This window comes from Niastella caeni (assembly GCF_004834005.1).
GTDB lineage: Bacteria > Bacteroidota > Bacteroidia > Chitinophagales > Chitinophagaceae > Niastella > Niastella caeni.
On sequence record NZ_STFF01000005.1, the window covers coordinates 147,186 to 161,350 of the forward strand.

Here is a 14,165-nt window from a genome sequence, read left to right on the forward strand (position 1 = left end):
AGAAAGATAAAAGGATTGAGGTGGGCGGGTTTCGGAGATCGTTTGAATATTCGCTAAAAAGGACAAAGCCATCCTTGGAGGTGGCTTTGTAAGTGTTTTTAGTGCTCTTTCTGCTGACTATTATTGAACGAATTAGCTGAAAGCTTACAATCTTTTACAAAATATGGAATGACATTTTAGATCTCTACTTTAGCACTTCTTCCAGCTTCTTTGCCAGTGCTTCCCCTCTCAAATCCTTCGCAATAATCACTCCATTAGGATCCAGCAAAAAATTCTGCGGAACAGCATTGATGCCATACAATACCGCCACGTCATTTTTCCAACCCTTCAGATCGCTTACATGCACCCAGGGTAATCCATCTTTTTTAATAGCATCCAGCCAGGCTTGCTTTTCTCCATCTAACGACACGCCAACGATCTCAAAATTTTTGTCTTTAAACAAATTGTATGCTTTTACCACATGAGGGTTCTCTGTACGACAGGGTCCGCACCAACTGGCCCAGAAATCTAACAATACATATTTACCTTTCAGAGATGATAAAGAGAATGGTTTTTCTTCGGTGGTTTGCTGGGTAAATTCTATAGCAGGCTTTCCTACGTTTATTTTTTTAGCGATGTCAAGTCTTTCCTGTACCTTTTTCCCTGTGGTGGAATTCTTCCTATCGGCCGACAAGGTATTGAACAGCGGTTCGAAGTTCTCCAATTCAATGATGTACGATCTTCCATGCAACAAGTCGAGCGACACGCATGAATTGCCGTGGTTGCGAATAAAATCGTCTTCGGCTTTTGTCTTGTCTTTTCTGATGGCCGTTAGTTGAAGGCGTAATGAATCAGCGCCTTTCTCATCTTTTTGTTTTACCAACTGCATGAGTTGTTTATTCAATGTAGCCATTGTATCTATAAAAGGTTTCAACGCTGCCTCTAATGACAGGAAGTCGGCTTGTGTTTTGCCACCCTTAATAGTTGCAGTTTTAACAGCGGTGTCGCCTTTTACAGTAATAACAGTATTATCCAGGAAAAACTCTTTAGTATCCCGGGCTGCAAATTTTTCATACGTCATTGGAGTGTTGTCGGGCTGCAATGATTTTACCTGTAAAGTGGCTCGGGTAGGCTCGGTAACGCTTCCCGAAAATGTGAATACGCCTTTTTGAACGATGGCAGAATCCTGCTTATAGGACCCATTATCGCTATAAGAGAGCATCACTTTGATATCTCCTTTGGGCTTAGCGAGGGTGCCTTTGATCGTAAATTTCTGTTGTGCAAATGCAGAACCGAAAGTAAGGAGCAACAGCATACCAATGATGAGTTTATTTTTCATCATAAATAATATTTTTATTATGTATTAATTGTTTTCCTTACGCGTGATCCCTGGTATATGCAATTTAAGCTTTAGAAGGCGAGAAATAGAATCAAGTTGAAAAGTTGGGGAAGGAAGTTATTATTTAACATTTTTGAAAAATGGATTGAAAGCTTTTTGCAACTATGGGTGCATGTAATATAGGAGCCGGGCAGAAAAACTTAACCTAGGTTCCCTCCGATTCGATTATAGATATTGTCAAATTTAACAGGCCTTATTTTTCCCAATCTCATTCGTTTTGCTGTTGATACTTTTTTATTTCCATTTTCAGACAAATAGTCTGTGGCAACTAAGTTTTCTTTAGGAAAAAAAGCCCTGTTTTGTGAAGCTAAATGAAGCTTTAACAATGCAAGACCCGCAGCCGGATCACCGGCAATGATCAACCCGTCGCCAAAAGAAGGTAAGTAAAAGCCTTTTAATGAGCCATTATCACTATAAACAAATCCTGTTTGAAGATGTTCTTCTAGATGAAATAGCCTCTCTTCACCTGAAGTAGATTTATCCAGTGCCGCAATTTGCTTTTTGTACTTTACCTCGTAAGGAGTAATAGGATCTGGCAGCGTTGGCTTTTCCTTCACCGTTATATCTTTAAATAACAAATACTCCGTTTCTGTTTCAAACCCTACTTTTTCATAAACCGGCGCACCCAGGTCGGTTGCCAGCAGATAAACGGTGGTACAATTTGTGGATTTCAAACTATTCACCAATGACTCAGTGATCAGTTTGCCAATACCCTGTTTTCGGTATTCTTTATGAACAATAATATGCGCCAGCCAGGCCACATCCTGGTGAATAATGGTGGTTCCCGTACCAATCATTTTATCATCATTCACTATTTTTATGGGAAAGCAAAAAGAGGATCGGGTATAATAGGTAAAATATGGCCTGATATCCGGCCATCCCTCGGGTTGTATATAGGGAAGTGAGTCAATATCTGCGGGTGTAAATGGGGTGGCTTTCATTTTTCAAATATAATCGTATGAAGCGGGATTGTCGTGAATAGGTCATCATGGGAAATTTCTCAAATGACCGAAATATCGGTCATTTGAGGCGTTTTTGACTGAAATATCGGTCATAACGACAAAAATTAAGGTTAAAAATTTGTCTAAAAATAACTCAACTGAATGTTGAAAATTGGTATTGCAAATGCAAGAATTATTAAGTTCGCTAATGTTAACGAAAGGCAATGCAAAATCAAAATTGTTATATAGTATTCGAAATTGAGAACGATAAAAACTTTATTGACTTAAATTATACATTTGAATTAGTTAAAGAAGCTAAGAATAACGGAAGACCTCAATCTGACGATTTTTGGGTAAATAATTTTCCTGATTATTCCTTAAAGCAATTTTATTATTTAGATGGTGATATGAAGCCCAATATTCCAACTACCCCGAATGGAGAATTTACGTTGCACTTTTATTCATTGACTTCTTTATTGCAGACTGATTATGATATTGAATATATAAGCTGTTATAAACTGTCTGAAGAGCGTGGGCGACTTGAATATAATCCTTATGGTAATCCTTACGGTGGAAAATTGATTGTTCGGATCAGACCAAGGAGTATATCGTTGAGTGGCTAGATAAACAAAGAGAAGGAAACGTGGAATTCTATTATGGTTGTTGGGGGGAAACGTTATTCCTTTATAAAGGAAGTATTGTTGATGACATAAACAATCCAGCAAAATTCGGATGTATGAAAACAAAGGAGAAATTAGCAAAATGGAAAATGTTACTAACCATTAATTTGTCTGTTCTAATAAAAACATTCTTACGTCTTGCATCATAGGATGTTCACCAATTTTCCTTTTTAAATATTTCTGACATCCTGACGAATGTCCCTTATTTACCGCATCATTGTTGTCCTTCTCAGTTGATTGTTCGTCCGAGGTACGCTTTGCTTTGAGTACACCGAGGATATTTAGTTGATCAGGTTCATAAAAAATCAAATAACTACCATTATTGTCCGTGTCCAACCAGGTTATACCTAATTCATTTGATTTGCTTTCTTGTAAATTCGAGACAGTTATTTCGTAGTCGTTAATGTAATCATCGTCAAATTTGCCGTGATCTTTAGCTATATTAAGTCTAAGCTTGTATAAGCTGGCTATGTGATCTTGCGGCATAACAATACCAGGTTGAAAATAGCAATCGGAATTTGTTATTATCTCAAAAAGTTCCTGGATATATTTCTTATCTAAATTGAGTTGACATAATTCATTAAAGGCTTTGAAGGAGAGTTTATCCATAGCGATAGATGCTTTTAGTGATAGGGTTGCTAAATGTATTTCAACAATAAAATAGTAATTTCTTTTATAACCACTTTACCGATTTGCTGGCAAATTACTGGCAAAAATGCAAAAAGGCCGCCTAAGCGACCTTTTAAGTGATTGATTTTCTGCTCCCCCTGCTGGACTTGAACCAGCGACCCTCTGATTAACAGTCAGATGCTCTAACCAACTGAGCTAAGGAGGAATCTATTTCCATTTCAATCTTCGGTGGGTACCTTCCGGTTTTCCACCCCTTCCCGAAATGGGCAGCAAAAATAAGGATTTTCCTTTTTTAAAAAACACGTACTCAAAGAAAAATCAAGGAATTAATTTGAAAAAATTGCCAAAATCAGATGCGAAATTCCTCAATGCCGACTTTTTAATTCCGCTGAACTCAATTCCTCAAAATTTTTCTGTAAAAATGCGCCTACAACCACCCCAATAGCCCGCCTTCCGGCATGCCCACATAAATCGCCTCCTCCCGCACCTCAACAGGATAGGTTTTTAAATAATATCCCTCCCCACTCGTATTGCGGCCGTTTTTCAAACTGAACTTATACCGGTGCACCGGGCAAACCACATTCCCAAGCGCGTCAACATACCCTTCTGACATAATCCCGCTCGCGTGCGGACATTTATACGCGAATGCAAACCATTCATCCCCATGCCGCGTAATACAGATCTTTTTTCCTTTCACCTCCACCACAGCAATGCCCTGCTGGTTGAAAGCAAGTACACCCGGATGCTCCGCTATTTGATGGAATGTGTATTTTTTTTCAGACATGTGTGGCGTTTGTGGAGGCAAATTCCGCGCGAAGTTGAAAGAAAGCCATGTTTCTAAACCGAAACATGGCCTAAATAATTTCTAAAAGCCCGTTTTATATGGGTACCGTATGGTATATAATTCCTTTACCTTATTTAATATGGTGCTTCGCAATTCCTCGATATTCTTTTTTTCTGTAGCCGAAATAAATACACAATTGCCCTGCAACTGGTTTTCCCACCGCTCTTTCAGGTCCTGCAGAATTTCTCCCCGGATCTCTTCTTCCAGCCACGGATCAAATGTATTTTTCTCGTATTGGTCCATTTTGTTGAAAATAGTGATCGTTGGCTTATCTATCACATTCAACTCCTGCAGGGTTTTATTTACTACCCCAATCTGATCTTCATACTGCGGATGTCCGGTATCTGCCACATGCAGCAATATATCTGCCTCGCGCACTTCATCCAGCGTGCTTTTAAAGCTCTCCACCAGGTGGTGCGGCAATTTGCGAATGAACCCAACCGTATCACTTAATAAAAACGGCGTGGTTTCAAAAACTACTTTTCGGGTAGTGGTGTCAAGCGTAGCGAATAATTTGTTCTCGGCAAACACCTCGCTCTTCGACAACAGGTTCATGATGGTGCTTTTGCCCACATTGGTATATCCAACCAGGGCTACCCGAATAAATTCGCCACGATCTTTCCGCTGGGTGGCCGACTGCTTATCAATTTCGCCCAACCGCTTACGCAACAACGCTATTTTTTCACGCACGATCCGGCGGTCAGTTTCAATTTCCGTTTCACCCGGCCCCCTGGTGCCAATACCACCTCCTAAACGTTCCAGGTGCTTCCACATACCCCGCAGGCGCGGCATCAGATATTGATACTGGGCCAGCTCAACCTGGGTTTTGGCCTGGGCCGTCTTGGCCCGGCGGGCAAAAATATCCAGGATCAGGTCGCTTCGGTCGATGGTCTTTACATCCAGTATCTTTTCAATATTGGTGATCTGCGACCCGCTGAGCTCATCATCGAAAATGATAATTTTAATATCGCGTCCGTCGATGTAGTTCTTTATTTCTTCCAGCTTGCCCTTGCCTACAAAAGTGCGGCTATCGGGATGCGGCAGTTTTTGAACGAATCGCTTCACAGCCTTGGCGCCGGCAGTTTCTGCCAGAAAAGCCAGCTCATCCAGGTATTCCGTTACCTGCATTTCGGTCTGCAATTTGTGTACTAGTCCTACCAGTACAGCCTTCTCTTCGTTTTGAATGATATTCTTCTTGTCTAACAAGTCCTTCGATTTTCGGTGCAAAAGTAAGTTGAAAAGTCGGAATGTCTGGCAGTACGGCCAGTTACTTGCCTTTTGTCCGGACCTTTATGTTACCAACTTTTATACAATAATTGGCTGTTCAAAAAGAAAAAGTCCGGAAGAAAACCCGCTTATGCGAAATCTCCTTCCGGACTATATGCTGAATAAGAGCGAATCTACAACTACAAACCGCTGATCGAGATACCTATCTGGAACGGTCGTATGTCGGGTAAGCCCGGAGCCGCTCCGTCTTTAATAAAGTTGTTGATCTGGTAGGTTCCATAAATACCAAAGATGCCTTTACTGATGCGACCGGTTACCGCCAGGCGCGTACTATTAAAGAACTTTTTCGATTTTATTTTTTCCGTATACGAGTTGATGGTCTGACCATTCCGGTTCTGCAGGTTTTTACCTTTTGTCATGGCGCTTAACATGGTCCCAACCTTTCCGCCAACAGCCACCTTCCAGCTTTTGTTGGTGTTTTCAGGATCAGCCGCAAACCGCAATTCAACGGGTAATTCCAGGTACGTGGTGGCGATTTTATATTTTTTGAAATAGTTAGCGCTGGTATCGCTTCTGAAAGTAAGGGTACCGTTATTTTGCCCGGCAATATCAACCGTTGTTTTATCGAGGTAGAAATTGTCGGTTCCCAAACCCACACCCACACCTACACTAAAACGTGGACTGGTTTTGAAGGGGAAATCGAACATAAAATACATATTAAAACTACGGGGAATGCCTTTCGTATTAATAGTATCTGGTATAGATGCCCATCCATTATACCCTACTTGCAACATAAAATGGTCGTTAGGACGGTTAGAGAGGTTAATCTTGCTCCAATCCTTTTTCTTAGGTTTTGCTGCTATGGTAGAATCCTGTGCAAATAAGGGAAGTACAAATGCCAATGCGAAGGAAAGCGTAATCAATTTTTTCATACTGTTCTCAAATGATTGTCAAAAGTATCTTTCACAGGGTTAATGAAAGGTTAAGGTTACAAAAAAGCCCATAGCACTGCCATGGGCATAATGAGGTGATGGTTGACTTTGTTGCGGATCGCCCCTTCCGATAGTTATCGGGACGATGCGTGAAACAAGGAAATAGCACTATAGAAACCCTGTTTTGATCGACCAATGAACTGGCGACTTGTGTAAGGGCTACTCTAACCCTCCCGATAATTTTTGGAGAGAAAGCCAACGATGAAATAAGAACTGTGTGTGGACCCTGCTGGGATCGAACCAGCGACCCTCTGATTATGAGTCAGATGCTCTAACCGTCTGAGCTAAGGGTCCCTCCGACCTTAGTCGGTAATATTTTTTTAAAAAGAACTTCTATTATAATCCAACAAACTGATTTGTTGTGATCGAACTTCGACCCTCCCGACTTTAGTCGGATTGCTCTAACCGTCTGAGCTAAGGGTCCTTTTCGTTTCAAAGAGCAGCAAAATTAGAAAAATTCATTCAGTACCCCGCCAAAATCTCATTTAATTTTTTAAATTACCTTGTGCAGCAGCTTTCGGGTAACCAGTTTGGTCTTTCTTCCTGACGATTAGCGGTTTTTTACTATGCCTGACAGTCTTCATATCCAGGAACTGCAACTGCGTATTGCGCTTTATGACGATCAGCCCGCCTACAAGGAGTTGTTTGCCCTGTTCTATAAATCCCTACAGCAATTTGCGGTTTCTTTTGTGCGTTCGCCCGAAGTTGCCGAAGAAGTGGTTTCCGACGTATTTATTAAGGTGTGGAAAAAAAGAGCCGGCCTCAACCGCATTCATAACCTTAAATTATACCTGTTCATCAGCACCAAGAACGGCGCCCTCAATTATCTCCGCTCCCAAAAGAAGGTTTTCCTGCAACACGAACAATACCTGGTACAACTGCAAAGCATCTATTTCAATCCTGAAAAATTGATGCTCACCGCCGAAATGATGAGCCGGGTTCAAAAAGCCATCAACGACCTGCCGCCCCGCTGCCAGCTTATTTTTAAACTGATCAAAGAAGATGGGTTGAAATACCGGGAAGTGGCGGAATTACTGCAAGTATCTATTAAAACCGTTGAAAATCAAATGGCTATTGCCATAAAAAAGATCGGGCAGGCCATTCATTTCGATATTCGTACCACGTTGTCTTCGTAAATAGTTCCAGACAGCAACCTGGGGATGCCGATAAAAAAATCTTTCACGCGCTTGGGGGTATGCTTTTTACAGTAGTGTCCTTATGAGTATATACTATCTGATATACTCATGAGTAAGGACAGAATCTGGTTTTTAGTTGGTAAAAAACTAGCTGGTGAGGCAAGTGCCGAAGAATTGAATGAATTGGAAGGACTGTTGCGTAGCGACCCTGATATGCATTATGCCCTTCAAAATATAACTGACTTATGGAATTTACCTACGCCTGCAACCGATGATGCGGAGGATGCATTTAACCGGCATGTAAACAAATTAAAAGACGCAGGCGTTAAATGGGAACAAACACCTGCTCCCGAAAACCAACCCAACTTTCCAATCACTCAAAAACGTTCCCGCAAAACTTTAATGGTCATCAGTATTGCTTCAGCCGTATTGATGATAACCTGCATATATTGGTATAATTCCATAACAAAAAAGGCTGCTTCATCCCGGCCTTTTGCAAAAAATGAAGTGAGTACCCGCAATGGTTCTAAAACAAAAATTACCCTGCCCGATGGTTCTAAGGTTTGGCTCAATGCCGGTAGCGTATTGACTTATAACAAAGATTTTGGCGGTGAAATACGCGAGGTAGAACTGAGCGGAGAAGCTTTCTTTGAAGTGGTTCCTCACATTTCACCAAAGTCGGCACAAAAGGTTCCCTTTATCATCCATACCCATCATCTCGATGTTCGTGTACTGGGCACTGCTTTTAATGTGAAATCATATCCCGGCGATAAGCAAACCGAAACCAGCCTGGTTCATGGTAAAGTAGAAGTGCTGATCCATAATCGCCCCGATGAAAAGATCATGTTGCGCCCCAATGAAAAACTGGTTGTAAAGAATGAAGAAACGAACCAACCGGTTAGCAATAAGCCAGGCGCATCGAATAAAGAACCCTTTGTTTCGCTAAGCAAGTTAACCTATACCGCTGCCGATAGCATCTTGGTAGAAACTGCCTGGGTAGAGAACAAACTGGTTTTTGATAATGAATCTTTCCTGGATGTAGCTGCAAAAATGGAACGGTGGTATAATGTAAAGATCGAATTCAGGGATGAAAAGAAACAGGCGTTGCGGTTTACCGGCGTTTTTGAAAATGAAACCATACAACAGGCCTTGGATTACCTGAGCATAACAGCGCCTTTTCATTATAGCATACAGGGTAATACAATAATTATAGGACGATAAAATTTTTAATCAAAACGATTGCCAAATGAATAATAACAGTTCATAAACTGCAAACGAAAGCGGAACCTCATTGCAGTGAGATTCCGCCAGGTAAAATACAGGCTGAAATGCGATTTCCGGTTTAAGGCACCGGAAACACCTATTATTTAACCTTCCAATTAACAAAGTATGAAAAAAAACGGAATTCTGCTGAGTTTCGGCAGGGACCCGCTTTTCTTAAAGTTAGTCCGGATTATGAAGCTTGCGTTTGCTATAATACTGCTTGGTTGTCTTCATGTTTCTGCCGGTGGCTTTTCCCAGAACAGGATCAGCGTTGACTTTCAATCCACGCAACTAAAAAGAGCTTTGTCGTTTATTGAAAAGAAAAGCAATTTTCGCTTTCTGTATAACGAACACCTGGTAACCAATGCACCGCGCATTACTCTTACCATGGTGAATGCCGAAGTAACGGAGGTGCTGAAACGCCTTCTTAATAACACCGGGTTGTCGTATCAATTAATGGCCAATAACCTGGTTATATTGAAAACAGGTATGGCCGCCATTCAGGATGTGAAGGTATCGGGGAGGGTTACCAGCACTACCGGCGAACCCGTTGCAGGCGTTTCGGTCCTTGTAAAAAATACCAGCATCGGCACCACTACCGATGGTGCGGGAAATTATGCATTAACGGTGCCCGACAGCGCTGTGCTGGTGTTCTCTTCACTGGGTTTTGAAACACAGGAAATTCCTGTTGATGGCCGTACTACCATCGATGTGAATCTTAAAGCTGCCGACGCATCTTCTCTGCAGCAGGTGGTAGTAATTGGATATGGTACCAGTTCGCGCAAGGATCTAACCGCTCCTATCGGCGTAGTGAATCCTGAAGACCTGAACAAAAGAATGACGGCCAGCCCCATGCAGGCATTGCAGGGCAATGCGCCGGGTGTGCAGGTTGTTACCAACGGTATCCCGGGTGGTTCGCCTACCGTACGTATAAGGGGCGTAGGTTCATTCAATAATAATAACCCTTTGTATGTGGTAGATGGGATGTTTGTTGATAATATCGATTTCCTAAACACCAATGATATTGGTGAAATGTCGATCCTGAAAGATGCATCTGCTGCGGCTATTTACGGTGTACGCGCTGCCAATGGCGTTGTGATCATTACTACCAAAAAAGGAAAATACAATATGAAAACCCGGGTAACTTATAATGGTTACTTCGGTGTGCAAAAACCAACGGGCAAATTTAAACTCGCCAACGGCGCGCAATATTCAGCCATGCAGTTGGCAAAACAAACTGCTTCCGATACGGCCCGGGTGGCTTTATCAGTATCAAAATTTGGCGGTTCGGGCGTGAACCCTTCCACCAGCACCGACTGGTACGATGAGATCATGAAGAGCTCAGCCCTCATGCACAATCACAGCATTGATTTAGCCGGCGGGGCCAGTAAAGTAAATTATACCCTTGGTTTAAATTACCTGTACCAGGATGGCATAATGGAAACGGAAAACAATTACAAGCGGTATAACATCCGTTTTCAATTGGAGGCAAAGCCATACGACTTTTTAAAGCTGGGCATCACTACCCATTTAAGCAACTTTATACAACGTAATCCCAATACAGGCGCTTTTGCCCTGGCGTACATGGCATCTCCTTTATACCCGGTTTTCGATGAAACCAATACGTTGGCCTATCCAAATAAATACACTTCTTCTTCAACGCTTGGCTTTGCCAATGGGGTATTTAATAACCCGGTGGCGGCAGCCAACTACTGGTACGATAAAACAAAAGGCTTTCAATTGCTGCCAACTGTTTATGCCGAGGCAGACATTGTGAAGAATAAATTGTCTTTCAGGTCGCAACTCAGCCAACGATATGGTTCTGCCCTGAACCAGAACTACCTGCCGGAATATTATGTTGACAATATTCAACGCCAGCGGGTATCTACATTAACTACTACTGAAGCCAGAACGGAAAATTATATCCTGGATAATTTGATAACGTATAAAGATAAAATAGGAAGTCACCACTGGACCTTGCTGTTAGGCCAGTCGGTGCGTGATGAAAGGTTCAGGTCTACCCAGGTAATTACAGACAGCGTTACAACGCAACAAACATTCTGGTATGCCGATCAGGGTATTCGCCGCACCAATGGTTACAATGAAACGGGTTTCAGAAATACGTCGGCATCCTGGTTCGGGCGGTTGAGCTATGATTATGCCGGTAAGTATTTGTTAACCGTTACATATCGCGCAGATGGTACTTCAAAATACCAGGACAAATGGGGCTACTTTCCCTCAGTTGGTGTAGGGTGGGTTATTTCGGATGAAGAGTTTATGAGTGGTCAAAAATTGTTCGACGAGTTGAAGATCCGCGGATCATGGGGTAAACTAGGCAATGATAATGTTAATCCCAGTACAGGATATGCGGTAGTATACACAGGGAATGATTACTCCGGCGTATTCGGCAGTACTGCGGTATCGAATGGTAATTTGCAAACAGGTTATCGCATCGATCCCATTTTTGGTACCGTTAACTGGGAAGTAGTGACCGAATGGGATGGCGGTATAGATTTCTCCATGATGCACAAGCGGCTGAAAGGATCGGTGGATTATTATCACCGCCAAACCGATAAGCTGGCATTTGAAAGAAATATTCCGTTCATTGGTTTACGCCAATACGGTAACTGGGGTAAGGTAAACAACAGTGGTATTGAAGTTGATTTGAGCTGGAGTGACAAGATCGGAAACCTTGGATACCAGATAGGCGGCAACCTGAGCACATTAAAAAATGAAGTGGTTGATTTGCAGGGTTTGAAAAATCTTCCCGGGGGCGTAGCAGAATTTCCCACCCTTTCCCAGGTAGGCGATCCATTCAATTTCTTTTATGGCTACCAGGTAACAGGGATCTATCAAAACCAGGCCGAAGTAAATGCTGATCCCATTGCTGTTGCAAACAATGTAAAGCCCGGGTATTTTAAATATAAAGATCAGAACGGTGACAAAGTGTTAGATGCGCAGGACAGGGTGAACCTGGGAAGTTACCTGCCTAAAGTTACCTATGGGTTTAATCTCGATCTGAATTATAAAGATTTTGACTTCAGCATTTTCTTCCAGGGGGTAAGCGGTAATTCTATTCTGAATTTTAACCGCGCAACCCGGCAGAAATTCCCAGACATGAACGGTGATGAAGACTTTGTAACGGGCTTGTGGACGGGTGAAGGTTCTACCAATAAATATCCTTCTGCCATTGCAACCACCCAATCGTGGAATAATAACGCCAGTTCTTTTTATGTAGAGAACGGATCGTACCTGCGCCTGCAGAACATACAGCTTGGTTATAATTTTAAGATCGGTAAAAATAACAGCACTTCGTTCCGTGTATATGCAACTGCCGACCGGCCGGTTATTTTTACCCGGTACAGCGGCGTAACTCCTGAAGTAACGGCGCCTTCTCAACTGCCCAAGGACAGGGCGTCGGGACCGGCTAATACGCCAGCTACTTTTATTTCAGGAACAGGATACGATAACAATGTATATCCAACCACGGCTGTATATACCATTGGCGTAAGAATTTCTTATTAATTTATAATACTCGCATCATGAATACCATAAAAAATATATTACTTCTTTTTCTGGTGATGGAGGCAACAGGGTGTAAGAAGTTCCTTGACCGCGATGTAGAAGATCAAACAAGGGGTACTACAATTGATTATACTAATTTAAATTCGATGTATTCACCGGTTTCGGGTGTTTACAGAACTGCAGCAGGCGATAATCCCGGCCTTGTTCACTGGATGGATGTGGGCGTGCGTACTGTGCGCGGCGATGATGTGGCCAAAGGATCGGCGCCAAATGACCAGGGTACGCTTACTGACATTAAGAACTTTCAAAACAGTAACCCCGGTGTGGTTTCTTTCTGGGGTAATAATAACTATTGGAACGACCATTTCGGAACAGTACTATATTGCAATGAAGCAATAAACGACCTTGATAGGTATGCTGTCAATATAACTAACGGCGATAACCCAAATAGAGCGCTGTATAACCAGTACAAATCTGAGATCAGGGTAATTCGCGCCTGGGCGCATATGCTGGCTTCGCGCGTATTTGGCGATGTACCTATTGTTACGAATAACACCGCGCTCACCACCGTGGCAAAAAGTTCTGTGGTTGAAGTACGGCAGTGGATCATCAGTGAAATGGATACGGCCATCGGGTTTTTGGAAGATGCCCGGCCAAACCAGTCGGTTCATAAAGGAGCGGTAACAAAATATACGGCCCTGTTATTAAAGGCTAAAGCCGCTGCAGATGCGGCCGGCAATGATAATGGAAGCCCTTATTGGGACATCGTTTTATCGGCTACCAATGAAATTATCAACAGCAATAAGTTCAGCTTGTTCCCTGATTTCTATCAACTATGGAAGATACCGGGCAAACTCAGTGATGAAGCGTTGTTTGAATTGCAGTATACCGATTTTGGTACCAGCACAGGTACAAATGTTTCACCTGGCGCCTTCTTCGATTTTCAGGGGCCCAATGGTAACCAGCAGGGCAGCCCCGTAGCCGGTTGGGGTTTTATGTCGCCCACCCAGGCCATTGTAGATTTCTTTGATAGCCGCAATGATTCAGTTCGCCGTAAAACGAGTATACTTTTTGCTGGTAATTCAGAATCTACCTTTGTTACCACACCCAGTGGCGATAATGTCTATGGGAATTCAAATGGTCAAACGCGGTTTATGGGTAAGGCCTACCTGCCCAAAAGCCAAATGACTCCTGGAAGAACGAACTATGGTTCCAATAATAATGTGCGGGTGCTTCGATATGCCGATGTATTGTTGTTGAACGCCGAAGCAAAAGTGCGCAAGGGGCAAAATGGCGATGCACCATTTAACCTGGTTCGTCAACGGGCAAAGTTGAATCCTATTACCGGCGTTACCTTACAAAATGTATTAGATGAACGTAGAGCAGAATTTGCCGCCGAATGGTGGGGTGAACGGTATAACGACCTGATACGTACAGGCCAGGCAGCAACGGTGTTGGCTCCTGTTGGTTTCGCCGCTGGAAAAGAATACCTGCCGGTTCCAACCGCGCAAAGAGATTTGAATCCGAATCTGTAGTCCTACCCGCACGA

Annotated in this window: 11 protein-coding genes and 2 tRNA genes; 5 read left to right on the plus strand and 8 right to left on the minus strand. The window is 42.7% G+C overall.

Annotated elements, in window-relative coordinates:
* Nucleotides 1-184 precede the first annotated feature (184 nt).
* Both FAM09_RS18400 and FAM09_RS18405 read right to left on the minus strand, forming a co-directional pair.
* The gene (locus FAM09_RS18400; protein WP_136578611.1) at nucleotides 185-1,321 is read right to left on the minus strand and encodes a TlpA disulfide reductase family protein; all 1,137 of its coding nucleotides are present in this window, start codon (nucleotides 1,319-1,321) and stop codon (nucleotides 185-187) included.
* A 197-nt stretch (nucleotides 1,322-1,518) separates the two neighbouring features.
* The gene (locus tag FAM09_RS18405) at nucleotides 1,519-2,319 is read right to left on the minus strand and encodes a GNAT family N-acetyltransferase (RefSeq protein WP_136578612.1); all 801 of its coding nucleotides are present in this window, start codon (nucleotides 2,317-2,319) and stop codon (nucleotides 1,519-1,521) included.
* Nucleotides 2,320-2,543: 224 nt separating this feature from the next.
* Between FAM09_RS18405 and FAM09_RS18410 the strand changes: the two genes are divergently transcribed.
* Complete coding sequence (locus FAM09_RS18410) at nucleotides 2,544-2,942, plus strand: hypothetical protein (protein WP_136578613.1); 399 nt, start codon at nucleotides 2,544-2,546, stop codon at nucleotides 2,940-2,942.
* Between the two features lie 159 nt (nucleotides 2,943-3,101).
* Here the strand turns inward: FAM09_RS18410 and FAM09_RS18415 are convergent, their stop codons facing one another.
* The 6 genes from FAM09_RS18415 to FAM09_RS18440 all read right to left on the minus strand — a co-directional run bounded on the left by FAM09_RS18415 (nucleotide 3,102) and on the right by FAM09_RS18440 (nucleotide 6,986).
* A complete protein-coding gene (locus tag FAM09_RS18415; protein WP_136578614.1) occupies nucleotides 3,102-3,608 on the minus strand; it encodes a hypothetical protein in 507 nt (168 codons plus the stop codon).
* A 152-nt stretch (nucleotides 3,609-3,760) separates the two neighbouring features.
* A tRNA-Asn gene (locus tag FAM09_RS18420) sits at nucleotides 3,761-3,834 on the minus strand.
* 222 nt (nucleotides 3,835-4,056) lie between these two features.
* Nucleotides 4,057-4,413: a Rieske (2Fe-2S) protein gene (locus tag FAM09_RS18425; protein ID WP_136578615.1), complete on the minus strand. Its 357-nt coding sequence runs from the start codon at nucleotides 4,411-4,413 to the stop codon at nucleotides 4,057-4,059.
* Between the two features lie 81 nt (nucleotides 4,414-4,494).
* Nucleotides 4,495-5,679 (minus strand): GTPase HflX, encoded by a 1,185-nt coding sequence (hflX, locus tag FAM09_RS18430; protein WP_136578616.1) that lies wholly within the window; start codon nucleotides 5,677-5,679, stop codon nucleotides 4,495-4,497.
* 200 nt (nucleotides 5,680-5,879) lie between these two features.
* A complete protein-coding gene (locus FAM09_RS18435) occupies nucleotides 5,880-6,632 on the minus strand; it encodes an outer membrane beta-barrel protein (RefSeq protein WP_136578617.1) in 753 nt (250 codons plus the stop codon).
* A 280-nt stretch (nucleotides 6,633-6,912) separates the two neighbouring features.
* Nucleotides 6,913-6,986, minus strand: a tRNA-Ile gene (locus FAM09_RS18440).
* A gap of 272 nt (nucleotides 6,987-7,258) precedes the next feature.
* Between FAM09_RS18440 and FAM09_RS18445 the strand changes: the two genes are divergently transcribed.
* The 4 genes from FAM09_RS18445 to FAM09_RS18460 all read left to right on the plus strand — a co-directional run bounded on the left by FAM09_RS18445 (nucleotide 7,259) and on the right by FAM09_RS18460 (nucleotide 14,151).
* Nucleotides 7,259-7,828: an RNA polymerase sigma-70 factor gene (locus FAM09_RS18445; protein ID WP_136578618.1), complete on the plus strand. Its 570-nt coding sequence runs from the start codon at nucleotides 7,259-7,261 to the stop codon at nucleotides 7,826-7,828.
* A gap of 108 nt (nucleotides 7,829-7,936) precedes the next feature.
* Nucleotides 7,937-9,049 (plus strand): FecR family protein, encoded by a 1,113-nt coding sequence (locus FAM09_RS18450; protein WP_136578619.1) that lies wholly within the window; start codon nucleotides 7,937-7,939, stop codon nucleotides 9,047-9,049.
* 234 nt (nucleotides 9,050-9,283) lie between these two features.
* Nucleotides 9,284-12,616 (plus strand): TonB-dependent receptor, encoded by a 3,333-nt coding sequence (locus FAM09_RS18455; protein WP_166437198.1) that lies wholly within the window; start codon nucleotides 9,284-9,286, stop codon nucleotides 12,614-12,616.
* Nucleotides 12,617-12,633: 17 nt separating this feature from the next.
* Nucleotides 12,634-14,151 (plus strand): RagB/SusD family nutrient uptake outer membrane protein, encoded by a 1,518-nt coding sequence (locus tag FAM09_RS18460; protein ID WP_136578621.1) that lies wholly within the window; start codon nucleotides 12,634-12,636, stop codon nucleotides 14,149-14,151.
* Nucleotides 14,152-14,165: the final 14 nt, after the last annotated feature.

Coding starts and splice junctions, on each gene's coding strand:
- FAM09_RS18405 (WP_136578612.1), bottom strand. CDS start 2,319: ATGAAAGCCACCCCATTTACACCCGCAGATATTGACTCACTTCCCTAT.
- FAM09_RS18445 (WP_136578618.1), top strand. CDS start 7,259: ATGCCTGACAGTCTTCATATCCAGGAACTGCAACTGCGTATTGCGCTT.
- FAM09_RS18455 (WP_166437198.1), top strand. CDS start 9,284: ATGAAGCTTGCGTTTGCTATAATACTGCTTGGTTGTCTTCATGTTTCT.
- FAM09_RS18410 (WP_136578613.1), top strand. CDS start 2,544: ATGCAAAATCAAAATTGTTATATAGTATTCGAAATTGAGAACGATAAA.
- FAM09_RS18415 (WP_136578614.1), bottom strand. CDS start 3,608: ATGGATAAACTCTCCTTCAAAGCCTTTAATGAATTATGTCAACTCAAT.
- FAM09_RS18435 (WP_136578617.1), bottom strand. CDS start 6,632: ATGAAAAAATTGATTACGCTTTCCTTCGCATTGGCATTTGTACTTCCC.
- FAM09_RS18460 (WP_136578621.1), top strand. CDS start 12,634: ATGAATACCATAAAAAATATATTACTTCTTTTTCTGGTGATGGAGGCA.
- FAM09_RS18450 (WP_136578619.1), top strand. CDS start 7,937: ATGAGTAAGGACAGAATCTGGTTTTTAGTTGGTAAAAAACTAGCTGGT.
- FAM09_RS18425 (WP_136578615.1), bottom strand. CDS start 4,413: ATGTCTGAAAAAAAATACACATTCCATCAAATAGCGGAGCATCCGGGT.
- FAM09_RS18400 (WP_136578611.1), bottom strand. CDS start 1,321: ATGATGAAAAATAAACTCATCATTGGTATGCTGTTGCTCCTTACTTTC.